Source organism: Paroceanicella profunda (assembly GCF_005887635.2).
Lineage (GTDB): Bacteria > Pseudomonadota > Alphaproteobacteria > Rhodobacterales > Rhodobacteraceae > Paroceanicella > Paroceanicella profunda.
In genome coordinates, this window is the sequence record NZ_CP040818.1 from 1879853 (window position 1) to 1904065 (window position 24213).

The 24213-nt window shown below is 72.8% G+C and carries 19 protein-coding genes and 1 pseudogene; 8 read left to right on the forward strand and 12 right to left on the reverse strand.

The features are described 5' to 3' along the window. Positions 1-81: 81 nt before the first annotated feature. Positions 82-429, forward strand: a complete 348-nt coding sequence (locus tag FDP22_RS08395; RefSeq protein WP_138572156.1) for a hypothetical protein — start codon at positions 82-84, stop codon at positions 427-429. A 209-nt stretch (positions 430-638) separates the two neighbouring features. Here the strand turns inward: FDP22_RS08395 and FDP22_RS08400 are convergent, their stop codons facing one another. The 3 genes from FDP22_RS08400 to ileS form a co-directional block, all read right to left on the reverse strand. Continuing rightward, the gene (locus tag FDP22_RS08400; RefSeq protein WP_138572155.1) at positions 639-848 is read right to left on the reverse strand and encodes a cold-shock protein; all 210 of its coding nucleotides are present in this window, start codon (positions 846-848) and stop codon (positions 639-641) included. A gap of 192 nt (positions 849-1040) precedes the next feature. Then, entirely contained in the window at positions 1041-1460 is a 420-nt protein-coding gene (locus tag FDP22_RS08405) for a DUF1810 domain-containing protein (RefSeq protein ID WP_138572154.1), read from the reverse strand. Between the two features lie 59 nt (positions 1461-1519). Next, positions 1520-4447 (reverse strand): isoleucine--tRNA ligase, encoded by a 2928-nt coding sequence (gene ileS, locus FDP22_RS08410; RefSeq protein ID WP_138572555.1) that lies wholly within the window; start codon positions 4445-4447, stop codon positions 1520-1522. 278 nt (positions 4448-4725) lie between these two features. Between ileS and FDP22_RS08415 the strand changes: the two genes are divergently transcribed. After that, on the forward strand, positions 4726-5481 hold the full coding sequence (locus tag FDP22_RS08415; RefSeq protein ID WP_138572153.1) for a hypothetical protein: 756 nt from the start codon (positions 4726-4728) through the stop codon (positions 5479-5481). A gap of 342 nt (positions 5482-5823) precedes the next feature. Here FDP22_RS08415 and FDP22_RS08420 read toward each other — a convergent pair whose 3' ends face one another. Both FDP22_RS08420 and FDP22_RS08425 read right to left on the reverse strand, forming a co-directional pair. Continuing rightward, the gene (locus tag FDP22_RS08420; RefSeq protein WP_239031910.1) at positions 5824-6804 is read right to left on the reverse strand and encodes a YcjF family protein; all 981 of its coding nucleotides are present in this window, start codon (positions 6802-6804) and stop codon (positions 5824-5826) included. A 752-nt stretch (positions 6805-7556) separates the two neighbouring features. After that, positions 7557-8975: a YcjX family GTP-binding protein gene (locus tag FDP22_RS08425; protein ID WP_138572151.1), complete on the reverse strand. Its 1419-nt coding sequence runs from the start codon at positions 8973-8975 to the stop codon at positions 7557-7559. Between the two features lie 774 nt (positions 8976-9749). On the opposite strand from FDP22_RS08425, the gene truA reads away from it, so the two are divergent. Next, a complete protein-coding gene (gene truA / locus FDP22_RS08430; RefSeq protein WP_138572150.1) occupies positions 9750-10526 on the forward strand; it encodes a tRNA pseudouridine(38-40) synthase TruA in 777 nt (258 codons plus the stop codon). Positions 10527-10844: 318 nt separating this feature from the next. Here the strand turns inward: truA and FDP22_RS08435 are convergent, their stop codons facing one another. The 6 genes and pseudogenes from FDP22_RS08435 to FDP22_RS08460 form a co-directional block, all read right to left on the reverse strand. After that, positions 10845-11633 carry a metal ABC transporter permease gene (locus FDP22_RS08435; RefSeq protein ID WP_138572149.1) on the reverse strand — a complete coding sequence of 263 codons (789 nt, stop codon included), beginning with the start codon at positions 11631-11633 and terminating at the stop codon, positions 10845-10847. Positions 11634-11833: 200 nt separating this feature from the next. Next, a pseudogene (locus tag FDP22_RS08440) lies at positions 11834-12541 on the reverse strand (metal ABC transporter ATP-binding protein); the annotation flags it as partial. Further along, the gene (locus FDP22_RS08445) at positions 12538-12981 is read right to left on the reverse strand and encodes a Fur family transcriptional regulator (RefSeq protein ID WP_138572147.1); all 444 of its coding nucleotides are present in this window, start codon (positions 12979-12981) and stop codon (positions 12538-12540) included. The pseudogene FDP22_RS08440 and the gene FDP22_RS08445, both read right to left, overlap by 4 nt. A 1435-nt stretch (positions 12982-14416) precedes the next feature. Further along, a complete protein-coding gene (locus tag FDP22_RS08450) occupies positions 14417-15280 on the reverse strand; it encodes a methylated-DNA--[protein]-cysteine S-methyltransferase (RefSeq protein WP_239031928.1) in 864 nt (287 codons plus the stop codon). Between the two features lie 218 nt (positions 15281-15498). Continuing rightward, complete coding sequence (locus FDP22_RS08455; protein ID WP_138572145.1) at positions 15499-16266, reverse strand: MBL fold metallo-hydrolase; 768 nt, start codon at positions 16264-16266, stop codon at positions 15499-15501. A gap of 835 nt (positions 16267-17101) precedes the next feature. Continuing rightward, on the reverse strand, positions 17102-17875 hold the full coding sequence (locus FDP22_RS08460; protein WP_138572144.1) for an FkbM family methyltransferase: 774 nt from the start codon (positions 17873-17875) through the stop codon (positions 17102-17104). 86 nt (positions 17876-17961) lie between these two features. On the opposite strand from FDP22_RS08460, the gene nth reads away from it, so the two are divergent. The 4 genes from nth to FDP22_RS08485 all read left to right on the forward strand — a co-directional run bounded on the left by nth (position 17962) and on the right by FDP22_RS08485 (position 21609). Continuing rightward, positions 17962-18606, forward strand: a complete 645-nt coding sequence (nth, locus tag FDP22_RS08465) for an endonuclease III (protein WP_138572143.1) — start codon at positions 17962-17964, stop codon at positions 18604-18606. Then, entirely contained in the window at positions 18603-19592 is a 990-nt protein-coding gene (locus tag FDP22_RS08470; protein ID WP_138572142.1) for an adenosine kinase, read from the forward strand. Before nth ends, FDP22_RS08470 begins: the two co-directional genes overlap by 4 nt. 17 nt (positions 19593-19609) lie before the next feature. Next, positions 19610-20335: an SOS response-associated peptidase gene (locus FDP22_RS08475; RefSeq protein ID WP_138572141.1), complete on the forward strand. Its 726-nt coding sequence runs from the start codon at positions 19610-19612 to the stop codon at positions 20333-20335. Between the two features lie 806 nt (positions 20336-21141). Next, positions 21142-21609 carry a DUF1203 domain-containing protein gene (locus FDP22_RS08485; RefSeq protein WP_138572140.1) on the forward strand — a complete coding sequence of 156 codons (468 nt, stop codon included), beginning with the start codon at positions 21142-21144 and terminating at the stop codon, positions 21607-21609. Positions 21610-21615: 6 nt separating this feature from the next. Here FDP22_RS08485 and FDP22_RS08490 read toward each other — a convergent pair whose 3' ends face one another. Beyond that, on the reverse strand, positions 21616-23061 hold the full coding sequence (locus FDP22_RS08490; protein WP_170317638.1) for an MFS transporter: 1446 nt from the start codon (positions 23059-23061) through the stop codon (positions 21616-21618). Between the two features lie 54 nt (positions 23062-23115). On the opposite strand from FDP22_RS08490, the gene FDP22_RS08495 reads away from it, so the two are divergent. After that, complete coding sequence (locus tag FDP22_RS08495) at positions 23116-23775, forward strand: helix-turn-helix transcriptional regulator (RefSeq protein WP_138572138.1); 660 nt, start codon at positions 23116-23118, stop codon at positions 23773-23775. Positions 23776-24213 lie beyond the last annotated feature (438 nt).

The window sequence follows — 24213 nt, forward strand, 5'->3', positions numbered from 1 at the left end:
TGCGGCAAGCCGATGAACCAAACCGATCTTCCGGGCGTTGTTTCGGGAGAGGGCCATTCCGGCCCTGGAAAGGAGACTGAAATGTCAGTTTTCGGTGCTGTCTACGACGACCAGAATGACCCGTCTCTGTCCGAACAGGCGGTGATCATCCGCTTTTCCCATGCGCAGGACGACATGTCCGAAGTGCTCGCGCTGGAGGACGCCCTCCGCGATGCGCTGAGCGTGGAGGGGAATGCCACCGTCGACGGATATATCGTGGACCCGGAGGATGGCCGGGTGGTGATCACCATCACCGGCCCGCGGGCCGACCAGATCTGGCAGCAGATCCAGGCCCTTGTGCAGAAGGCACATCTTCTCTCCGGGGCGATCATCACGCTGCGCCACGGCCCGGCCGCGGAAGGCACGGCCCAGCAATCCGTGACGTTCTGAGCTGAGCGCTGCCAAAGGGCCGGCCGTCTCACGCGCCGCGGAACCGGGGGGCCGGCTTCGCGGCGCAGCCTTGCGCGCGGTACGGGCCTCGCGGGGCTGGAAGCAGCCCCCGGCACAGCAAAACGCCCTCGCCGGGGGTCCGGCGAGGGCGCATGTCGTCATGACCTGGGGCGCGCTTGCGGAAGCTCCGCCGGCGCCCGGTCAGCGAGTCAGTCGATGAATTTCACATCGCCTGCGGATTCACGGCCGTCGCGGCCCTTCTCCATTTCGAACTCGACCTTCTGGCCGTCAGCCGGAGCAGCGAGGCCCGAACGGTTGAGAGCCGAAATGTGCAGGAACACGTCCTTGCCAGCGCCATCGGGCTGAATGAAGCCAAAACCTTTGGTTTCGTTGAACCATTTCACGGTGCCAGTAGCCATCGTGGTATCTCCGTCTGTATCAATCCACCGTCTGCAGGATGCAACGGCGCCGGCGTATCGGTCCTATATCGAAGGACTGTGCGCCGGTAGTCGACGGAACAGCAGGCTCAATAGAAGAACGTTAGCCAGTCCCATATGCGGCCAAAGCCGATTCAACGCAAGTACTATCCGGGGAAAGAGGCGCGGTGCGCCTCACAATCTCGCAACTGTGGCAGGATGGTCGCGGCCGTCGAAGAACGTGTCCAGGGCGTCCGAGAACAGGAAATCGTCTTCGCTTTCGGGGGCGGAGACATGCCGGAACAGGGTGACGCAGGCGTGGAACTTCCGGTCATCGGGGCGTCCAAGGATTTCGGCCGCCGGAACGCCGCGGTGGGAGAGCATCGCGCGGGTCGATTCGTGCAGGCGGGCGCCGAGGAGCGGGTCCGCGAGGTAGGCCCGCGCCTCGGCGGGGCCGGTGAGCGCGTAGCGGCGCGACATTTCGGAGCGGCCGAGGCCCAGGAGCTGAGGGAACACGAACCATATCCAGTGGCGCGTCTTGCGGCCGGACCGGAGTTCGGTGAGCGCGATGGGGTAGACCCCCTCCTGCGCCTCGATGAAGCGCCTCAGCGACATGTGGGTTCATGTGGATCCGCCGCGGCCCGCGTCAAGCGCGGCCCGCGGCGGGGGCGTGGTCAGCGGGCCGAGAGGGCCTCGTCGCAGCGGGCGCAGACACCCTCATGGGCGTGGGTGCCGACATCGGGCAGGATCTGCCAGCAGCGGGCGCATTTCTCGCCCTCCGCCAGTGCCGGCACCACGGCCACGCCGGGGACATCCTCCAGCGTGAAGGCTCCCTCCGGGGCGGGCGCATCGCTCAGCGTGAGGCCGGAGGTGATGCACAGGTCCGCGAAATCGACGCTCTCCAGCGCCGCGCGCACCTCCGCCTCGGCCACGTGGACCACCGGGGCGGCCTCCAGGCTGGCGCCGATGCGCTTCTCGCGCCGCTCCACCTCCAGCGCGCCGGTGACCACGCGGCGCACCCGGCGGATCTTCTCCCATTTCGCGTCCAGCGCGTCATCGCGCCAGGCGGCGTCGGTGGTGGGGAAGTCCTGCAGGTGGACCGAGCTCTCCTCGCCGGGGAAGCGCTCCAGCCAGACCTCTTCCATGGTGAAGGTCAGGATCGGCGCCAGCCAGGTGGTGAGCCGTTCGAACAGCATCATCAGCACCGTGCGCGCGGCGCGGCGGCGCAGGCTGGTGGGGGCATCGCAGTAGAGCGCGTCCTTGCGGATGTCGAAATAGACCGAGGAGAGGTCCACCGTGCAGAACTGGAACAGCTCCTGGAACAGCTTCTGGAAGCTGTAGCGGCCGTAGCCCTCGCGCACGGTCACGTCCAGCTCGGCCAGCCGGTGCAGCACCCAGCGCTCCAGCTCCGGCATGTCGGCGGGCGCCACGCGCTCGCTCTCCTCGAAGCCGGCGAGATTGCCGAGGATGAAACGCATGGTGTTGCGCAGGCGGCGGTAGCTGTCGGCGACGCCCTTGAGGATCTCCGGCCCGATCCGCTGGTCGGCGGAGAAGTCGGTCTGCGCCACCCAGAGGCGCAGGATATCGGCGCCGTACTGCTTGACGATCGTCTCCGGCACGATGGTGTTGCCCAGGCTCTTGGACATCTTCATGCCCTTCTCGTCGAGCGTGAACCCGTGGGTGACCACGGCGCGGTAGGGCGCGCGGCCCATCGTGCCGCAGGCCTGCAGCATGGAGGAGTGGAACCAGCCGCGGTGCTGGTCGGTGCCCTCGAGGTAGACATCGGCGATGCCGTCGGCGGCGCCGTCGGCCCGGTCGCGCAGCACGAAGGCATGGGTGGAGCCGGAATCGAACCACACGTCGAGGATGTCGTCCACCTTCACCCACTCGGCGGGGTCATACTCGTTGCCCAGGAAGCGCGCGGCGGCGCCCTCCTCGAACCAGGCATCGGCGCCCTCGGCGCGGAACGCCTCGGCGATGCGGGCGTTGACGGCCGCATCGCGCAGGATCTCGGTGCCGTTGCTGCCCTTCCTCACGAAGCAGGTGAGCGGCACGCCCCAGGCGCGCTGGCGGCTCAGCACCCAGTCCGGCCGGGCCTCGATCATCGAGTAGAGCCGGTTGCGGCCGGTCTGCGGCGTCCAGGTGACGAGCTTGTCGATCGAGGCGAGGGCCCGCTGGCGGATGGTCTCGCCATAGGTGTCCATGCCGTCGCCCAGCGGCTTGTCGATGGCGGCGAACCATTGCGGCGTGTTGCGGAAGATCAGCGGCGCCTTGGAGCGCCAGGAATGCGGGTAGGAATGGGTGATGCGCCCGCGCGCCACCAGCGCGCCGCAGCCCGCCAGCGCGTCGATCACCCTTGTGTTCGCGTCCTTCTCCTTGCCCTTCTCGTCGAAGATGACCGCGCCGCCGAACAGCGGCAGGTCGGGGCGGAAGGAGCCGTCCTCCAGCACGTTATGGGTCATCGGCAGGCCGTGCTTGAGGCCCACCAGATAGTCGTCCGCGCCGTGGCTGGGGGCGGTGTGCACGAAGCCGGTACCGGCGTCATCGGTCACGTGGTCGCCGGCCAGCATGGGCACGTTATAGTCCCACTCGGCGTCCGAGGCGTCGAGGCCGCGGAACGGGTGGGCGAGGGAGAATGGGAAGAGGTCGAGATGGGCAGCATCCAAAGAGAACAGCTTCTTGAAGCTCTTCACACGTGCGGCCTTGAAAACATCTTCAGCGAGATTGTCCGCCAGACAGTAGCGCTCGCCAACCTTTGCCCAGTTGCCTTCATCGGCCTCTGTTACTTCGTAGAGGCCGTAAGAAATCTCAGGATTGAAGGCTACAGCGCGATTGGATGGGATGGTCCAGGGCGTAGTAGTCCAGATTACAACAAAGCTGTTCATCAAAGCATCGCGAACATTATCCGGAGTATCCGGGGAATAGTGGATCGCCCGAACCGGGAATTTCACCCAGATCGTGTGGCTCTTGTGGTCGTGATACTCCACCTCGGCTTCCGCGAGGGCGGTCTTCTCCACCACGGACCACATCACCGGCTTGGAGCCCTGGTAGAGCGAGCCGTTCATCACGAACTTCATGAACTCCTCGGCGATCACCGCCTCGGAGGCGAAATCCATCGTCCGGTACGGGTCCGCCCAGTTCCCGGTCACGCCCAGGCGCTTGAATTCCTCGCGCTGGATGTCGATCCATTCGGCCGCGAACTTGCGGCATTCGGCGCGCAGCTCGTTGATCGGCACCTCGTCCTTGTTCTTGCCCTTCGCGCGGTACTGTTCCTCGATCTTCCACTCGATGGGCAGGCCGTGGCAGTCCCAGCCGGGGATGTAGCGGCTGTCATGGCCCAGCATCTGCTGCGAGCGGACGATGAAATCCTTCAGGATCTTGTTCAGCGCGTGGCCGATGTGCAGGTGGCCGTTGGCATAGGGCGGGCCGTCGTGCAGCACGAAGGGCGTGCGGCCCTCCTGTTCGCGCAGCCGGTCGTACACGCCGATGCGCTCCCAGCGGGCCAGCCATTCGGGCTCGCGCTTGGGCAGGCCGGCGCGCATGGGAAAATCGGTCTCGGGCAGGGCGAGGGTGTCTTTGTAGTCAGGCGTATCGGCACACATGATCGTGGTCCCGTTCATCTTGCATCGGTCTGGGGAAGAGGGTGGCGCGGCAGTCCATGCGCCTTTGTCCCGGCGCTTCAGACGTGGAGCGCCGGGCCGCTAATTCGCAAGGCGATGCTGAGAACGGTCCGCATGGCGGCTGCTATACATCAACTGCCCGGGGGGGTCCAGCACGGCCGGGAGGTCACGAAACCGTGATGCTACGACGACGACGGAATGGGGTTTCCCGCGCGTATGTGGCACAATGAGGCGGAGTGAACACGAAGGAGGTTCCGGCCATGTTCAGGATCATTACGGCCACGGTGCTCAGTCTGGGCGTCATGCTCGGCTCCGTGGCGGGGAAGCCGGCCCGGGCCGATGACAAGACGGGGCAGATCGTCGTCGGCGTGCTCGCCGGCGTGGCGGCGCTTGCCCTGCTCACCGATGCGGCGCGCGACAATGACCGGCATTATGTCTACGGCCCGCCGCGTTACGTGCCGGTGGCCCCGCGCTTCGCCTATCGCCCCGTCTATCGTCCGGTCTACCGGCCCTACTACTACCGGCCGGCGCCGGTGTATTACGCGCCGCGGCCGGCCCCGATCGTCGTGGTGCCGCGCGGCCATGTCTACTATGCCCCGCCGCGGCCGCGCCCGGTGGTGGTGGTGGGCCGGCCCCCGGTCTATCACGCGCCCTCGCACGGTCGGCCGGACTGGCATTACAGGCCCGGCAAGGGCCGTCCGGACTGGCAGCACGGGCCCGGCAAGGGCCGTCCGGGCTGGCAGCACGGGCCGGACAAGGGCCATCAGGGCTGGGCTCCGGGCCGCGACCGGGGCCAGCGCGTCGAGGGGCGCGGCCCGCGCCCCGACCAGCGCGGCCCGCAGGGCGGCAACCGCTGGGACCGCGACCGCGGCGGCCGGGAGGACGCCCGCAACCGGGGCCGCGAGACCGATCGCTTCCGTGGCCAGCGCCCGGGCCGCAATGACATGCGCGACGCCCGATTCGAGCGCGGCGATGGCCGTGGCGCGGGCCGGATGACCAGCCGCGGCCACAACTGACGCCCCTCACGGGGGCGCGCAGAAGCCGGAGATTCGGAACCAGGGCAGAGCAGGCACGCCGGGCACGGCGTGCCTGTTTTCATGTGTGCGGCGGGAAGGGGCGCCGGCGGTCCGATGCCCGGGCCGGGCAGCACGCTCGCCGGCCCGCGCTCTCGGCGCAGGGCCCGCGCCGGGGAGGGACTGTCGGGCAGGGCTGGCCAGGCGGGTGAGAGCCCGCGCTCCCCGCGACCCCTGGCCCGGCGCCGGCCTGCGCTCATCAGCGGACGCCCTCTGGCCCGCCGGCGCTCTTCAACGGATGCCCTCTGGCCGGGGTGATCGCCTCTCGCGGGGAGGAGCGGCGTCTCAGGCCCGGGCGGTGAACCCGGTGAGGGCGCGCCGCACAAGGCCGGTGACGGCCGGTTTCTCCAGCGCGCTGAAGGGCATCGGCCGGCAGACATCCATCGCCGCGACGCCGACCCGCGCGGTGAGCGCGCCGTTCACCACGCCCTCGCCGAAGCGGCGCGAGAGCTTCGACATCACCCCGCCGCCGAGCATGGCGCCGATCATGTCGTCGCCCATCGCAACGGCGCCGGTGGCCACCAGATGCGCCGCCACCGCGCGCACCAGCCGCCATGAGCCCAGCGTTCCGGCCCGCCCGCCGTAGACCTCGGCGATGCGCCGGACCATCCGCACGTTGGAGGAGAGCGCTGTCAGCACGTCGGCGAAGGCGAGCGGGATCAGCGCCGTGGCCACCGCCACCTGCCGGGCGGCCAGCTCCACCTCGCGCGCGGCGGCGGCGTCCAGCGGGCCGAGATATTCCCGCTCGGTGAGGGCAAGCAGGGCGTCGGGGTCGAGGATTTCGCCCTCGCGCTCGGCCACCCGGGCCCGGGCCCAGGAAAGGTCCGCGCGCCCGGCATAGAGCGCCGCCACGCCGGAGGTGACGGAGAGCGCCGCCTCGCGGCCCGGCGTGCGGCGCGCGGCCTCGGCCCGGGCGCGCAGCCGGTCGACCCGCGAGAGCCGGGCCAGCCCCGCCAGTTCGCGCACCACGAACACCAGCACCCCCAAGGCCACGATGCCGCCGAGCACCAGCGCCGCGATGCCCAGCCAGGGATTGCGCTCGGCCAGCGACAGCACGAAGGACCAGGCGGCCCAGGACACGGCCATGCCCACCAGCCCCGTCAGCGCTGTCCAGACCAGCTTTGCGAACCAGCCCATGCGCCGGGTCGCGAGCCGGGTGGCGCGGGCCATGGCCGCGCCGGTGGCGGGGTCCTCGTCGGAAATCGGGGCGGCCTCGGCGGGCGACGGCGCGCCCGCGGCCAGCGCGGCACCCTCGTCGAAGAGCACGGCACCGCGCCGCAGCCGGGCGCGCCGTTCCCCCTCCGCGGCGACGGCCCGGCCGGACAGGCCGCCCGTGGAGGCCGCGGACGCCGACTGCGCTGCCGCGCTCCCGGCAGAGACCGGGGAAGGTGCCGGCCGGCTGGCGGCGGCATCCTGCTCCGGCAGGTGCGCACCGGGGGCAGAAGCCCGCGCGCCCGCCCCCTGCGCGGGGGAGCCCGGCGCAGGGGCGGCGGAGCTCCGGTGTTCCGGGGATGGCATGGCCGGGGTCCGGGCCTGCCCGGGAGACGGCGTCGTGCCGGCGGGTGACCTGCCCTCAGCAGGGCCCTGTCCCCCGGAGGGCAGCATCTCCGGCGTCGGTCCGTGAGCGGGCGCCGCTCCGGCGGTCCTGTCGGGCGGGCCGGAGGGCGGGAGGCCCGAAGACGGACCCTGGCCGCCCGACGGCGGGGGGCCGGAAGACGGGTCCTGGCCGCCGGACGGCGGGAGATCCGAGGACGGGTCCTGGCCGCCGGAGGGCGGGAGACCTGAGGACGGGTCCTGCTCGCCGGAGAGCGGCACCCCCGCCGCCGGGCGCCGCTCGGCGGAGGAGGCAGGGTCCGGTGCGCCGGATGGCGGCGCGCCCGCGGGCTGCGTGCCGGGCGTGGCGGGGCGCCGCTCCGGGGCTGATGCGGCGGGGGCCGCGCCGGGGCGCTCCGTGTCGGAGACGCCGAGGATGACGGGGCCGCGACGGCGGGGTGGGTCCTGGGAAGGGGGCATGCGGGTCACTCCAGCCTGTCGCCGATGAGGAAGTCCAGCGCCCGGTCAAGGCGGATGTGCGGCGGGCCCTCGCCGGGGCGCCGGGTGAGGCGCGGCGGGGCGAAATGCATCACCTGGTAGTCGCCGTCGAGCCAGAGCGGCGCGCCGTCCCGGGCCGGGGCCAGCACCGCGCCGGGGTCCTCGGGGAGGTCACCGGGGTGGAGCACCACCTCGCGGCCGCTCTCCTCCAGGATGCCGCGCACGCAGTCCAGCGGCAGGCCCTCGTGGGTGACGGTCTGCTCCACGGTGGCGCGCAGGCTGGCGATGGCCATCGCGGCGGTGCGCGCGCCGCGGAAATCGGCGCGGTCCCGGGCGTCGCGCAGCAGCGCCTCGGTGATGGAAACCAGCCGGGGGTGCTGGGAATGGTGCAGGTGGTCGGCCTTTGTGGCGCAGAACAGGATGCGTTCCACCCGCCGCAGGCCGAGCAGACCGGAGAGCCAGGAATTCGGCCCCGGCCGGAACGAGCGCAGGATCTCCGACATCGCGAGGCGCAGGTCCTCGATGGCGCGCGGGCCGTCATGCAGGGCCTCCAGCACGTCCAGCAGCACCACCTGACGGTCGATCCGCGAGAAATGGTCCCGGTAGAAGGGCTTCACCACCACGCGCTTGTAGGCCTCGAACCGGCGCTCGAAGGCGCGCCAGAGCGAGCCCGTGCGTGCACCCTTCGCCTCCGGCAGCGGGCAGAAGGTGAGGGCGGGGGAGCCCTCCAGGTCGCCGGGCATCAGGAAGCGGCCGGGGGCGAGATCGGACAGGCCGGCGTCCCGCCCGGCCTGGAGATAGTCGCGGAAGCTCTTCGCCAGCGACTGGGCGGAGACCTCTTCCAGCGGGGCGCTGGGGTCGCTGGCCTCGAGCCGGGCAAGCCAGCCCTCGGCCAGCGCCGCCCGTGCGGGCGCGCGGGCCGCCGCCAGTGCATCGGCCGACCATTCGGCGAAGGAGCGGGTCATCAGCGGCAGGTCCAGCAGCCATTCGCCGGGATAGTCCACGATGTCGAGATGCACGGTGCGCGGGCCGGAGAGGCCGGACAGCCAGCCGCCGGGCCGCACCCGGAGCGATACGCGCAACTGGCTGATGGCGCGGGTGGAGGCCGGCCAGTGCGGGCGGGCGCCGGAGAGCGCGGCGAGATGGCCCTCCAGGTCGAACCGGGGCACGGAATCATCGGGCTGGGGCTGGAGGAAGGCGGTCTCGATCCGCCCGCCGGCGGCAAGCTGGGGCATCCGCCCGCGGTCCAGCAGGTTCGCCACCAGCGAGGTGATGAACACCGTCTTTCCGGCGCGCGACAGGCCGGTGACGCCGACCCGCACCACCGGTTCGAACATCGATCCCACGCTCTGGCTCGCGTCTTCGACGAGGCGCGTCACGCCGTCCGCGATGTCGGATAGTCCCATGCCTGCTCGTAGTCCCCTGTTCCGTCACGCACAATATGGGGCTTCCGGGCCGGAATGTTGAGGCCTGTCGGCAGGATGCTGCGGAATGTCCGGGCGGCCGCGCGCAGGGCACCGGCGCGTGCGCGGGCAGCCGGAGGGCGGTGCAGGCAGAACCAGGTGCTCCGCACGGGGCCCATGCGGCCCGCACCCGGCAGCGAAACGCGCACCGTGAGCCATCGAATGGCGGTCGGGATCGGGCAGCACCGAGGCATGGGGCCAGCCGTGAGACGCGCCGTGCCCCGGTCGCATCCGATGGCGCCCCTTGCGCCCTCTCGGGATGCGCGCGAGGAGTCGTGGCTGCGTGGCTGCGTGGCTGCGTGGCTGCGTGGCTGCGTGGCTGCGTGGCTGCGTGGCTGTGTGGCTGTGTGGCCGGGTGGCAGAGTGGCCGGGTGGCCGAGTGGTTGCGAGGTTGCTCTGTTGCGACAGGGCCGGGCCGGGTGACCGGCAATCTCACGGCAGGACGTCGCGCCTTTCGCGCCCTGAGGCTCTGGCCCGCTTGGGGGCGAGATGGCGCAGGGCAGCGGGCCTGTCTCGGAGGGAGACTGGGCTCCGGGGCGTGTCGCGCGGCGGAGGCCCCCGAGGCACCCGTGCTTGCCCGGATGCGATGCCGGCCGTGTGTGCGGCCGGTCCTGCCCGGCACGGGGGCCGGGCGGCGGGCGCCACGGGTCTGCCAGGCGTGCGTGCGTGCGGCGCAGGGAACTTGAGAATTCCCCGCCGCCGGGATAGGGCAGGGCCATGCCTCGTTTCGCCCTCATCATCGAATATCACGGTGCCCCTTTCGCCGGCTGGCAGCGCCAGAAGGACCAGCCCTCCGTGCAGGAGAGCGTGGAGCGCGCGCTGCGCCGGCTCGACGCGTCGGTGGGCGCGATCGCGGCGGCCGGGCGCACCGATGCGGGCGTGCACGCGGCCCGGCAGGTGGCGCATGTCGATCTCGCGCGGGAATGGGAGCCGTTCCGCCTCTCCGAGGCGCTGAACTGGCACCTGAAGCCGGAACCCGTCGCCATCGTGCAGGCGGTGCGGGTGCCCGACACGTTCCACGCCCGGTTCTCGGCGGTGGAGCGGCGCTACCTCTACCGGGTGGTCGAGCGCCGCGCGCCGCTGGTGCATGAGAACGGCCTGGCCTGGCGCGTGGGGCGGCGGCTTGACGTGGAGGCGATGCGCGCCGGCGCGGCGCATCTGCTCGGGCGGCATGATTTCACCACCTTCCGCTCCTCCATCTGCCAGGCCGACAGCCCGGTGAAAACCCTCGACGCGCTGGAGATCGAGGCGGAGGAGCGCGGCCTGGCCGGCCGCGAGATCCGCTTCCGGCTGCGCGCGCGCTCGTTCCTGCACAACCAGGTGCGCAGCTTCGTGGGCACGCTGGAGCGGGTGGGCGCAGGCGGCTGGCCCCCGGAGCGGGTGCGCGACGCCCTCGCCGCCCGCGACCGCGCGGCCTGCGGCCCCGTGGCCCCGCCGGACGGGCTGAGCCTCGTCGGCGTGGGATATCCGCCGGAATTCGGCCTGCCGGACTGAGGGGGAGCCGGGTTCGGCCGGTCCGATCAGGCGCGGCGGGCCCGGCGGCTGCGCATGGCTTTCCCGCCGGTGGCATGGAAACGGCCGGTCCGGTCGGGAGCGGCAGTCTCCCGGCCTCGCGCAGGCGGCGCGCGGCTTGCCGGGTGTCGGTCCTTCCGCGCCTGCGGGCAGGCTGCGATTCCGGTCGGGGCCCTGCTCCTGACCGCGAGAGGCCCCCTGCCGGCCCGGGGCATCACCCGGCAACGTGAGCGCCGGATGCGCCGGCTCCGGCGCGGTCACGGCCTTTCGGGAGCACCTGCCTCGCCGCGGCGCGGGGCCCTAGCGGCGCAGGGCCGACGCGCCGTTGGCCAGGCAGAACAGGGCCGCGGCGGCGAGGATGATCGACGGCCCGGCCGGGCTGTCGAGGGTGAAGGACAGCCACAGCCCGCCGATCACCGACACCGCCCCGACGACCCCCGCGCCGAGCACCATTGCTTCCGGCGTGCGGCTCAGCGGGCGGGCGGCGGCGGCGGGGATGATCAGCAGCGAGGTGATCAGCATCACCCCGACGATGCGCATCGCCAGCGCCACGAACAGCGCCAGCAGCAGGGTGAGCACCAGCCGGTCGCGCACCAGCGAGCCGCCCTCGGCCACCATCAGCTCCGGGCTGAGCGTGCCGTTCACCAGGCTGCGCCAGAACAGGCCGGTGACCGCGAGGATGAGCGCCCCGCCGGCGCCGATCAGGGCGAGGTCCTCCCATCCCACGGCGAGGATGTCGCCGAAGAGATAGGCCATGAGGTCCACCCGCACCCCCGGCAGCAGCGCGAGCGAGACCAGCCCCGTGGCGAGCGCCGCATGGGCGAAGACCCCGAGCACCGTGTCCATCGCGTAGCGGCCGGCGGCGGTGGCGGCGGTGACCGTGAGGGCCATGGCCGCGGCGAGCGCGGTGACCCCGAACATCACCGGCAGGCCGGCGAGCAGCCCGAGCGCCACGCCGAGCAGCGCCGCGTGCGAGGTGGCGTCGCCGAAATAGGCCATGCGCCGCCACACCACGAGGCAGCCGAGGGGGGCGGCCACCAGCGCGGCCACGATGCCGGCCAGCCCGGCGCGGATCAGGAAGTCATCCATGGCGGGGCGCGGCGGGGTCAGGAAGCTGCATGGTCGTGCCTGTGTTCGGGGCCGGGCGCGTCTCCGCCCTCCGGGCCGGGGCCGGTCGGGGGGAGGAGGGGCCGGGGGCCGGCCGCCGCGTCGCCATGGCGGGTGTGGGGGGCGTCGCTGCCATGGGCCTGCGCCGCGGCGGAGGCCGGGGCGGCTCCGGCCGCGGGGGCGTGGTCATGGCTGTGATCGTGGTGATGGCGGTAGAGCGCGAAATCGGCGCGGGCGCCGAACATGCGGTGATAGGCCGGGTCGGCGGTCACGTGCTCCGGCGCGCCGGAGCAGCAGACATGGCCGTTGAGGCAGATCACCCGGTCGCAGGCGCCCATCACCACGTGCAGGTCATGGCTCACCAGCAGGATGGCGACACCGCGCTCGGCGCGGATCTCCGACACCAGCCGGTAGAAGGCGGCTTCGGCGGGCTGGTCCAGGCCCTGGGTGGGCTCGTCAAGGATCAGCAGCTGCGGGTCCCGCAGCAGGGCGCGCGCCAGCAGCACGCGCTGCAACTCGCCCCCCGAGAGGTCGGAGAGCTGGGCGCCCTCCAGCCCCAGCGCGCCGACCCGGGCCAGCACCGCGTCCCGCGCGCCGTGCTTCAGCCCGCCGGAAAGCGACAGGAACCGGCCGACCCGCATCGGCATGGTCTTCTCGATCTGCATCTTCTGCGGCGTGTAGCCCAGGCGCAGCCCCGGGCGGCGCAGGATGCGGCCGGAACCGGCGTGCAGCGTGCCGATGAGCAGCCGCAGCAGCGTGGTCTTGCCGCCGCCGTTCGGCCCGATCAGCGTGACGATCTCGCCCGGTGCCACGCTGAGGTCGATGTTCTCGAGAATGCTGCGCCCGCCCTGCCGGAAGGTGAGGGCCTCGGTCCGGATGAGGGCGGTCATGCGGCGGCACAGGCGGTGCAGAGGCCGCGTGTCTCCACCGACATGCGTTCGACCAGGAAGCCGGTGCCCGCGGCCTCGCGCGCCAGCCGGTCCAGCGCCGGGGTCTCCAGCTCGGCCACGGCGCCGCAGGCACGGCAGATCAGGAACTGGGCGTGGTGGGGGTGCGGGGCGGTCCTGCAGGCGGTGTAGGCCGAGAGGCTCTGCAGCTTGTGCACCAGCCCCTGCGTCTCCAGGAAATCGAGCACCCGGTAGACCGCCGGCGGCGCCGAGGCGGCCCCCTCGGCCTTCAGCCGGTCGAAGAGCTCATAGGCCCCCAGCGGCCGGCCGGCATGGTGGAGCGCCGTCAGCACCCGGGTGCGCAGCGGGGTGACACGCACCCCCCGCGCGGCAAGGGCGGCCGAGGCATCGGCGCTTCGGGTACAGGCGGGGCACTCGGGCATGGCGGCCATCCGGTTACATTGTATCTTCGCAGACTATGCGGCGCATCGCGGGGATGCAAGGGCAGGCTTGGCGCGCCCCTCTCCCCCGGTGTGCCCGGAGACGCGGTGCGCGGCGACACGCCGGCGGGGGGCTCGATGCCCCCCTCCGGCGTCCCCCGGTCGGGACGAAACACCACGGCACCGCCGCTCCGGACCCCGCCATCCCCCCGCGCACGGGCCAGCATGAGGCGGAGGGCAGAGGGCAGAGGGCAGAGGGCAGAGGCATCTCCACCTCCCTGCACCGGGTCCGTCCGATCATTTCCTTGACGACCACACCGCTCCGCGCCTGCCGCGCTCAAGCAGAGTCCAGGCCGGACAGGGGGACGATACCTGCGCTCCTCCAGCGCTGTGCCCGCGCCGAGCAAAGTGGCCGGACGCCGTGCCGGGCCTCCACGGGACCATCGACCCGCGCAGCCCTGCGCCCGAACCGGTTGACCGCCTCGCCCGATGCCGATGCGCCGCGGTTCGGGCCCGCGTCGTGCGGGGACTGCGCAGGGCACCTCCGCGGGCGCGGCGAGGCTCCCTTCCTCCCGGAGGATGCCCCGCGGGTCGGCGGCGTGCCGTCCCGCACCTCGCCGGGCAAGGGCGGGCGCGACGGTTCAGGGAAGGGCGCGTGTCGACGTGGCAGGTGTGATCGACGGCTTCTCCTCTCCCGTCGGGAACACGGCCCCGCTGGACCACAGGGCAGACGGGGCCGGCAACGGGGCAAGGGCCGAGACCCGCAAGCGCGAGCGGGGCGGCAGGGGCAGCGCTCCGGCAGTGCAGGTGGTGCGGCAGAGCCCGCGCCCCGGCAGTGCGGAGGGTGCGGCAGAGGCTGCGATCCGGCAGCGCAGACGGCGGGCAGTCCAGCGGCGCGGGCTGGTTGGCAAGGGCCGCGACCGGCAGGCGCATACGGTGCGGCAGAGGCCGCGATCCGGCCATGCGGCGACCTTGCCCGCGTCCCTGCGCTGGCTCGGGACGTCAGCCGGGGGCGACGGTGCGGCAGGGCGCTCCGGCGCAGGTGCGCAGGGCAGCGGCGGCATAAGTGGGCGGGGCGAAGGTGACACGCGGGGGGGAGATACGGCACGGTTGCAGCCCGTAGGGGAAGCACGGGGCGATGGCGGCGCGCGGGGGGGGCGCCGGCTGATAACGGCGCGCGGTGGGAACGCCGGGTGATGGCGGTGCGCAGCGGGAACGCGGGGTGACGGCGGTGCGCGGTGGGAACGCGGGGTGACGGCACGCGCGGGGAACGCGGGGTGAGGGCGGCGCGCGGGGAATGCGGAGTCACGATGGCACGCGAGGTGATGGCGGTACGCGGGGGAAACGCGGGGCGGCGGCGGTACGCGGGGGGAAGCGGAGGCCGGGGGCATCGAGCCCCCGGCCTCCGTGTCGCCGCGGTGCGGCTCCGGCGCCGGGCTCAGGCCGCGGTCGGTCCGGGCGCCGCGGCGGATGCGGGGACGGGGCGCTCCGCGTCGGCGCGGGCGGATTCCCAGGCCAGCATGGCGCGCTTGACCGGCAGGCCCCAGTGGTATCCGCCCAGCTCGCCGGACTTGCGCAGCGCTCGGTGGCAGGGGATCAGCCAGCTGACCGGGTTGCGGCCCACCGCGGTGCCAACGGCCCGCGCGGCCTTCGGCGCGCCGATCACCCGGGCGATCTCGGAATAGGTGGTCACATGGCCGGTGGGGATGCGCAGCAGGGCCTCCCAGACCTTGATCTGGAAGGGCGCGCCGATCAGGCACAGCCGGGTCTCGCCGCCCGCCGCCGGGCCGCCACCGCCGAACACGCCGCCGGTGAGGGGGGCGAGGGCGTCCGGGTCCTCCCGGAAGCGGGCGGCGGGCCAGCGGCCGGAGAGGTCGGCCATTGCCGCGTCCCGCCCGGTTTCCGCGGCGAAGGCGATGCCGCACAGGCCGCGGTCCGTGCCCATCACCAGCGCCTCGCCGAACGGCGTGTCGAACCAGCCCCAGCGGATGTCGAGCCCGGCGCCGCCGGCGGCATAGGCGCCGGGGCTCATCGCCTCCCAGCGCAGGAACAGGTCGTGCAGGCGCGACGGCCCGGAGAGGCCGGTCTCCAGGCTGGTGTCGAGCACGGTGAAGCGCTCGCGCAGCAGGGCGCGGGCGTGGTCGAGCGTGAGATACTGCAGGTAGCGCTTCGGGCTCACCCCCACCCACTGGCTGAACAGCTTCTGGAAATGCGCCGGGCTCATGCCCATCTCGGCGGCGAGGGCGTCGAGCGTGGGCTGGTCCTCCCGGCGTTCGCCGATCAGGCGGATCGCCTCGGCCATCACGTCATAGGCGCGGGGGCTGTGCTCGGTCATCTCGTCTCTCCTGACTTGGGTGTCGCGTGCAGGATAGCCTGCCGCCCGGAGGCCGGCGACCCGAATCCTGTGCCTCCGCGCCCCGCGGGCGGCTTGCGCGGGGCTGCGCCCGCAAGGCCGTTCCGGGGGGCGCCGTTCCCGGCCTGCCGGGCAGGGGTCGGGGCGGCCCCGCCCGGCGCGGCGGGTCAGAAACCGGAGGGGTCGTGGGTGCAGACGATGTCGATGTCGTTGCGCGCCCGAGCGCTGAGGTCCGCCGCGTGGTGGTGGTTCGCGGCGATCGCATGGCGGTCGAAGGCGGCGAGGGTCTCGAGGCTGCGCAGCGCCCAGGGCATGCCGCCAAAACCGCCCTCCAGCGTGCTGCGGTGGTAGAACATGTCGCCCACGTGCAGCAGCCAGCGGTTGCCCTGGCGCACCGCATATCCGCTGTGGCCGCGGGAGTGGCCGGGGATCGGGACCATAAGCAGGCCCTCGGCGATGTCGTCCAGCACGGTCACCCCGGCGAAGCCCTGCCAGTTGCACTCCCCCGGCGCATGGGCGACGATGTCCGGGCCATGGGCGATCTGGGCGGTGCGATACCTGTGCCGCTCCGGAAGGCTGGGCTGGTCGTGCAGCGCGCGGGCCTCCTCGGCGCTCATGTGCACCCTGGCATGGGGAAAGTCGCTCAGCCCGCCGATATGGTCCGGGTCGCCGTGGGTGAGCAGGATGTGGCGCACGTCCGAGGGCCGCAGGCCCATCCCCTCGATCTGCCGCAGGGCGGTTTCCGCCGGGTCCAGGTCCGGCCGGACCAGGTGGCGGATCGGCCCCAGCCGGGTCACGGGGTCCTCGATGTCGCCCATGCCGAAGCCGGTGTCGATCAGCACGAGCCCGTTGTCGGTCTCCAGCAGGAGCACCCTGCAGACGAGCGGGGCGCGGAACAGGCGCAGGGTTCCGCAGTTCAGGTGGTGGAGTCTCATGACATGTTCCGGCAGCCCCTGATGTCCCCGCATGAAACACCGTTTTGGCGCAGGGATAAATCCCTTCTCGCAGGATTGCGTGCCCCGCAGGCCCGCAGGCCCCCGCCCCGAAGCCGCGACCGGGAGCCTGCCGGGGACGGGGCGCTGGCCGGCGCGAAGCGCGCGGGCGGTGACCGCTCCGCGGCCCGGGCCGGTGGGAAGACCGGCGGCGCGCTGAGCGGCTCCGGGCCATCGCGGCGGGCGAGGCCGTGGCGGGAGGTGCGCCGCGGAGGCCCCTTCCCGGGATCAGGCCGAAGGCGGGGGGCTGCACCGGACGGGGCTGGAACGGCCCCCGTCATGGGGCATGGCGCAGCCGTCGGGGAGGCCGGTCCGCAGGGCTGACCGGCCCTGTCGGTGCCCCGGCGCAGGGGCCGATTCGCGAAGGAGCCGGGCCTGCGGGCACGCTCCGCCCGCCCGCGCGGCCCGGTGGGGGATCCCCTGTTCGGGCATCGGCGGCCGGCGTGGCGGGACGGCGCGCGCGCTTCGGGGCGTGGCACGTCGGCCAGTGCGGAGAGGCCGGGGCTGGCCGGCGCGTGGCGGGCAGGGCGCGACAGGCACGGCGAGACCGGCCGTGCGCAACGGGCAGCGCGAGCGACGCAGCGCGCGCCGGGCAGCGTGAGGGATGTAGTGCGCGACCAGCAGCGCGCGACAGGCAGCGCGGGGGAGGCAGCGCCCGGCGGGCAGCTCGAGGAAGGCAGTGCGCGACGGGCGGCGCGGGGGCGGCAACGCCCGGCGGGCAGTGCGGAACGGCCCGTGCGGGGAGGGTCCGGCAGCGCGGGAAACCGGTGCTGGCGCCTCAGCCCTTGTGGAGCCAGATCTGGTCCACGCCGACATGCGCGGCGAGGCGGTATCCGGCCGCGTCCATGATGGCGGCGATCGCCGGGCTGGCCTCGTTCACCTCGATGCTCCAGGCGGCGATCTCGAAGCGCGCGAAGGGGAAGGCGGCGAGCACCGCCTCCTCGCCGCCCTCGATGTCGATGGAGATGTAGTCGATGCGGCGCAGCCCGGCACCGGAGAGGATGTCCGCCAGGGGGCGGGTGGGCACGCGGATCACCTCGGCGCGGGTGCGGCTGTCAGCCTCGATGGCGGCGCGGGCCCCGGCGCCCAGCGTGTCGAGGAGCCCGCCCATCTGCACGTAGCCGCTGCGGATGTCGAGGAAGTCGGCCTCGCCCTCCTGCGCCGCCACGGCGAGGTTGAGGCAGGGGCTCGCGCGGTTGGCGCAGACCTGGGCATGCAGGTGCGGCGCGGCCTCCACCAGCAGGCCGGTCCAGCCGCGGAAGGCCTCGAAGAAGGCGGTGTTCGAGCCGGTGATGCCGTCATAGGCGCCCACCTCCACGAACACGCCGCCGCGCTTGCGCCGGAACACCGTGCGGTCGAGGAACTCGTCCTGCCCGGCCTGGCTGAAATAGGGCCGGTCGCGGCCCAGCATCTGCCACAGCGCCCAGCGTTCCTGCGCCAGCCGGCCGCGGCGCGGGCTGTCGGGCATCTGGCGGATCGCGGCACGCAGCCGGCGCTCGGCCTCGGCGATCACCTCGCGGGCGCGGGCCAGTTCCTCGGAGATATCGCTCATTCCTCGGCTCCTTTCGCGCGCCCCTGGGGGCTTCGGCCGCGCCGGCCCCTTGCTCCGGGCGCGGCGGCGGTGCAATGTCCCGGCTCATGACGACCCAGCTCGATTTCAACACCATGCGGGAGATTTTCGCCCGCTTCCATGCCCGCGAGCCCGAACCCCGCGGAGAGCTGGAGCATGTGAACGCCTACACGCTGCTCGTGGCCGTCGCCCTCTCGGCCCAGGCCACGGACAAGGGCGTGAACCGCGCCACGAAGGCGCTGTTCGAGATCGCCGACACGCCGGCGAAGATGCTCGCCCTCGGCGAGGAGGGGCTGATCGAGCACATCAGGACCATCGGTCTCTACCGTAACAAGGCCAGGAACGTCATCAAGCTCTCGCGGATCCTGGAGGAGCAGTACGGCGGCGAGGTGCCCTCCTCGCGCGCCGCCCTGCAGGCGCTGCCCGGCGTGGGGCGCAAGACCGCGAACGTGGTGCTCAACATGTGGTTCCGCCAGCCGGCGCAGGCGGTGGACACGCATATCTTCCGCGTGGGCAACCGCACCGGCATCGCCCCGGGCAGGAATGTCGACGTGGTGGAGCGCGCGGTGGAGGACAACGTGCCGGCCGAGTTCCAGCTTCACGCCCATCACTGGCTGATCCTGCACGGGCGCTACACCTGCACGGCCCGCGCGCCGCGCTGCAGCCTGTGCCTCATCAACGATCTCTGCACATTCGAGGAAAAAACCGCATGAAATCCCATCAGGTCACCGGAATCGGCAACGCGCTCGTGGATGTCATCGCCCCGGTGCAGGACGCCTTCCTGGCCGAGCACGGGGTGGAGAAGGGCATCATGACCCTGATCGACCGCCCGCGCGCCGCCGAGCTCTATGGCCACATGGGCCCGGCGACCGAGATCTCCGGCGGCTCCGGCGCCAACACCATCGCCGGCCTCGCGGCGCTGGGGGATCGCACCGCCTATGTGGGCAAGGTGAAGGACGACCAGCTCGGCGCCATCTTCGCCCATGACCTGCGCGCCCAGGGCGCGACCTATGTCACCCCGCTCGCCCCCGCCGACCACGAGGCCGAGACCGGGCGCTGCATGGTGATGGTTTCGCCCGACGGCGAGCGCTCGATGAACACCTATCTCGGCGTCTCCGAGTTCCTCGCCCCCTCGGACATCGACGAGGCGCTGATGGCCGGCTCCGAGTGGCTCTACCTCGAGGGCTACCGCTTCGACGGGCCGGAGAGCCACCAGGCCTTCGCCAAGGCGATCTCGGCCTGCAAGACCGCGGGCGGGCGCGCCTCCGTCACCCTGTCGGACCCGTTCTGCGTGGACCGGCACCGCGACGATTTCCTGAAGATGATCCGCACCGACCTCGACCTGCTCTTCGCCAACGAGCATGAGCTGATGTCGCTCTACCAGGTGTCCACGCTTTCCGCGGCGCTGGACGCCGCCCGGGCCGATTGCGCGCTGGTGGCCTGCACGGTGGGTGCGCGCGGCGCCATCATCCTGCACGGGCAGGACACGATCGAGGTGCCGGCCACCGCCGCGAGGGTGCTGGACGCCACCGGGGCGGGCGACCTTTTCGCCGCCGGCTTCTTCCACGGGCTGGTGAGCGGGCGCGACCTCGCGGCCTGCGGGCGCATGGGCTGCATAGCGGCGGGCGAGATCATCTCGCATTACGGCGCGCGGCCCGAAGCCGACCTGAAGGCGCTGTTCTCCGCCGCGGGCCTCTGACGCGGAGGGCCCGGGGGATGTGCGGACGCTTCACCCACCACCTCTCCTGGGCCGAGATCCACCGGCTCTACAACCTCACGGCGGAGGGCGACATCGCCCGCAACACCGCGCCGCGCTACAACATCTCCCCCACCGAGGACGTGCTCTTCGTGCGGGCGGGAGAGGATGACGGCGAGGTGCTGGACGAGGGGCGCTGGTGGCTTGTGCCGCCCTGGGCGAAGGAGGTGCCGAAATACCCGATGTTCAACGCCCGGGCGGAGACGGCGGCCACCAAGCCCGCCTTCCGCGAGGCGTTCCGCACCGGGCGCTGCCTGATTCCGGCGGACGGCTACTTCGAGTGGACCAAGGGCGAGGACGGTGGCCGCGACCCCTGGTACCTGCACCTGCCCGGCGGGCGGCCCTTCTCCTTCGCCGGGCTCTGGGCGCGCAACGAGCGGCTGGGGCTGACGAGCTGCACCATCCTCACCGCGCCCGCCGTGGCGCCGATCGACCGGCTGCATCACCGCATGCCGGTGATTCTCGCGCCCGACGCCTACGGGGAGTGGCTGTCCTCCGCCACCGGTGCCGAGGCGGCCGCGGCCCTGCTCGCCCGGCATCTCGACGGCGAGCTCGCCTTCCACCGGGTGAGCCGCCAGGTGAACGCCACCCGCTTCGAAGGCGCGTCCGCCATCGCGCCCCTCGATGCGGAGCCCCCGGGGCCGGGCCCCGGCGAAGACCCCCCGCAGCGCGACCTCTTCGGCTGATCCGCCACCGGCGCGCGGCCCCCTGTCCCGCCCGCCCCTCACCGGGAGGGCTGCCGGGCGAATGCCACCCGCCCCTGGGCCGCCGCCATCGCCCCGCGGGAGGCGAAATATCCCGGACCGACCCCCGGGCGAGGTGTCCCGGCACGACCTCTCCGCATGGCCCGCCGCCTGCGAGCGCCCCCCTGTCCCGACCAACCCGCCCTCTCCCCGCAGGGACCGCACGCGCCGCGTCCCGCCACTTTTCGCACCGCCTGCCGCACGGACATGACGGAGCCATGAGGGCTTGCGCTGCACCGACCTCCGGCGAAGCCTCTCAGGGCAGAGGGCAGAGGGCAGAGGGCAGAGGGCAGAGGGCAGAGGGCAGAGGGCAGAGGGCAGAGGGCAGAGGGCAGAGGGCAGAGGGCAGAGGGCAGAGGGCAGAGGGCAGAGGGCAGAGGGCAGAGGGCAGAGGGCAGAGGGCAGAGGGCAGAGGGCAGAGGGCAGAGGGCAGAGGGCAGAGGGCAGAGGGCAGAGGGCAGAGGGCAGAGGGCAGAGGGCAGAGGGCAGAGGGCAGAGGGCAGAGGGCAGAGGGCAGAGGGCAGAGGGCAGAGGGCAGAGGGCAGAGGGCAGAGGGCAGAGGGCAGAGGGCAGAGGGCAGAGGGCAGAGGGCAGAGGGCAGGATGTGCCGGCGCCTGCCCGGGAAACGCCCGCGGCGCAGGGCGGGGAAGGTGCCCCCGGCGTCGCGCCGCAATCACAGGAATCGGGTGGCCCGGCCGGGCCCGGGGCGGCTAGGCAGGGGGCCTGTCACACTCCAGGGGAGCCTGCCCATGTCCTTCCGCATCACCGGCCTTGCGGCCGACCCGTTCCTGCCGCTTTACGGCCTCGACACCGACATTCTCGCCGCCCGGGGCATTCTGCGGATGACCGCCGGCGCGGCGCCGGACTTCCCGGACCGGGTGGAGCTGCGCCATGCCCGGGAGGGCGAAACCGTGCTGCTGCTCAACCACGTGTCGCAGCCCGCGGCCTCGCCCTACCGCGCCACCCTCGCGATCTTCGTCATCGAGGGGGCGGAGACCGCCTATGACCGGGTGGACACCGTGCCGGAGGTGATGCGCCCGCGCCTCCTCTCCCTGCGCGGCTTCGATGAGGAGGGCATGATGCGCGACGCCGATGTCGTCGAGGGCACCGCCGTGGAAGGCCTGATCGACCGGTTGTTCGAGATGCCGGAGATCACCGAGATCCACGCGCACTATGCCCGGCGCGGCTGCTTCGCCGGCCGCATCACCCGGGGCTGAGCCGGCTCAGGCCGCGCGCAGCGAGGGCGCGCGCGCCGGCATCCGCACGAAATGCGCGGCGGCCACCAGCCCGACCCCGGCCAGCGGCAGGCAGGCGATGAAGATCGCCGCTGCCACGCGCTGCGCGGTTGCAAGGTCCATCGTGGCGTCCAGCCCGAAGGCGTTCGCCACGATCCCAACCCAGGCCGCCCCCACGGCGTAGCCCATGCGCTGCACCGTGGGGAAGGCGCCGGCGACACGCTCCAGCTCGCCCTCCGGCGCCAGCGCCCGGGCGCGGCGCAGGATGAAGGTCCAGGCCATGCCGAACCCGCCGCCCTTGAGCACCGCCAGCAGGGTGATGAGCCACAGCGGCCCCGCCGGCAGCGCCGCGGCCGAGCCGGCAACGCTCACGGTGATCAGCGCCATGCCGGTGAGGATCAGCCGCCCGTCATGCCGCTCCGCCGCGCCGGAGACCAGCACCGCCATCACCGTCCAGGACACCGAGGAGGCGGCGATGATGTAGCCCGCCAGCAGCGCCGATGTCCCGTGGATGCGGGCCATCAGCAGCGGCCCGAAGATGTTCATGGTGATGGTCGCGGCGGCGAAGCAGAAGATCATCACCAGCGCGGCGCCCGCCGGCTGGCGCAGGTTCAGCGGCCCCGCCGGCAGCAGGCGGCCGGCCCCGGCCCGCCCGTCGATCCGCACGAACACCCAGAGGCAGCCGAGCCCGGCCAGCACCAGCAGCGGCGTGCGCAGCGCGGTCACCTCGATGCCGGCGAAGGCGATCAGCACCACCCCCCCGGCCAGGCAGGCCAGCCGCCGCACCGGGATGCGGCCCTGCTCCCGCGCCGCGGCGGCGGATTTCCCCGGCATGTCGGCCGAGCGCATCAGGATCCAGGCGGTGAGCGCCACCGCCTGCAGCATGAACAGCGCGAAACCGCCCCGCCAGCTGCCGTATTCCACGAACATGCCGCCGATCAGCGGCCCCAGGAAGGCCGAGACCCCCCAGAGCGTGGAGATCGCCGCCATGGCCCGGGCGGTGAGATGGGCGGGGAAATACCGGCTGGCGGAGACGAAGCTCAGCGCCACCAGCCCGCCGCCGCCCCAGCCCTGCAGCAGCCGCCCGGCCAGCATCACCCACATCTCCGGCGCCGCCGCCGACAGGGCGCAGCCGAGGGCGTAGACCGCCGCATGGGCGGCCATCGGCAGGCGCACGCCGTGGCGCATCGACAGCAGGCCGCTCATCGCGCCGGCCACGATGGAGCCCACCTCGTAGAGCGCCGATGTCCAGGAGATCAGCCGCGTGCCGCCGATGTCGGCCACGATCGAGGGCATCATCGTGGAGACCAGCAGGCTGTCGGCCGCGTGCAGCCACACCCCGAGGCACACCAGCAGCAGGCTGGGCGCATAGCGCGGGGTGAGCAGTTCGCGCCATGACCCGGTGGGCCGGTTGCCGGATGAGGGATTGTCCACGACGAGATCCTGTATTATAAAGTCATTACTTTAAATAATCGGCCTGGAGAACCCATGTCAATGCCATATCAGGGGCCCGGCGACGGATCCGCCGCCACGGGAGACCGGCTGCTCTGGCTGCTCAAGAGCGCCGGGCCGCAGACCATCTCCGACCTCGGCGCCGCCCTCGGCATGACCGCTGCGGGCGCGCAGCAGCATCTCGCCCGGCTGGAGGCGCTGGGCCTGGTGCGGGCCGAGGCCCGGCCGCGGGGCAGGGGCCGGCCGCGCAAGTTCTGGCATCTCACCGAACGCGGGCATGGTCGCTTTCCCGACCGCCACGCGGACCTCACCCTCGGCCTGATCGAGGCGGCGCGCGAGGCCTTCGGCGATGCGGGGCTCGACACCCTGATCTCCCGGCGCGAGGCGGCAACGCGCGCCACCTATGCCGCGGCGCTTGCGCCGGAGACCGCGCTGTCCGGCCGCCTCGCCGCCCTCGCCGCGGCGCGCAGCCGCGAGGGCTACATGGCCGAGTGGCGCGACGAGGGCGCGGCCGGCCTGCTGTTCATCGAGAACCACTGTCCGATCTGCGCGGCGGCCCGGGCCTGCCAGGGGCTGTGCCGGGCGGAACTCGCGACCTTTCGCGCGCTGCTCGGCCCGGAGGTGAGCGTGGAGCGCGAGGACCATATTCTCGCCGGCGCCCGCCGCTGCGCCTACCGCGTGCGCCCGCGGGACTGAGCCCCCCGCACGTGCCCCCTTGACCGGTGCGGCCCGGCCCCCGAGCCGTCTTCGACTGCCGGACTGCCGGACTGCCGGACTGCCGGACTGCCGGACTGCCGGACTGCCGGACTGCCGGACTGCCGGACTGCCGGACTGCCGGACTGCCGGACTGCCGGACTGCCGGACTGCCGGACTGCCGGACTGCCGGACTGCCGGACTGCCGGACTGCCGGACTGCCGGACTGCCGGACTGCGATATGTGGGGACCGGCAGGCCCGCTTGGGGCGGCCCGGCTGTGGGGAGTGCAGGGCGCTGCGAATCCCGCCGTCCGGATGGTCTGTGGGCGCCCGGTGGCGGCGCCGAGCGGGGTGGGGCAGGCGGTAGCGGACGAGGCCGCTGCGCGCCCGTGTCTGGGACGCGCAGGGCGGCCCCCGAGGCAGGGCGCGCCCTCGGTATC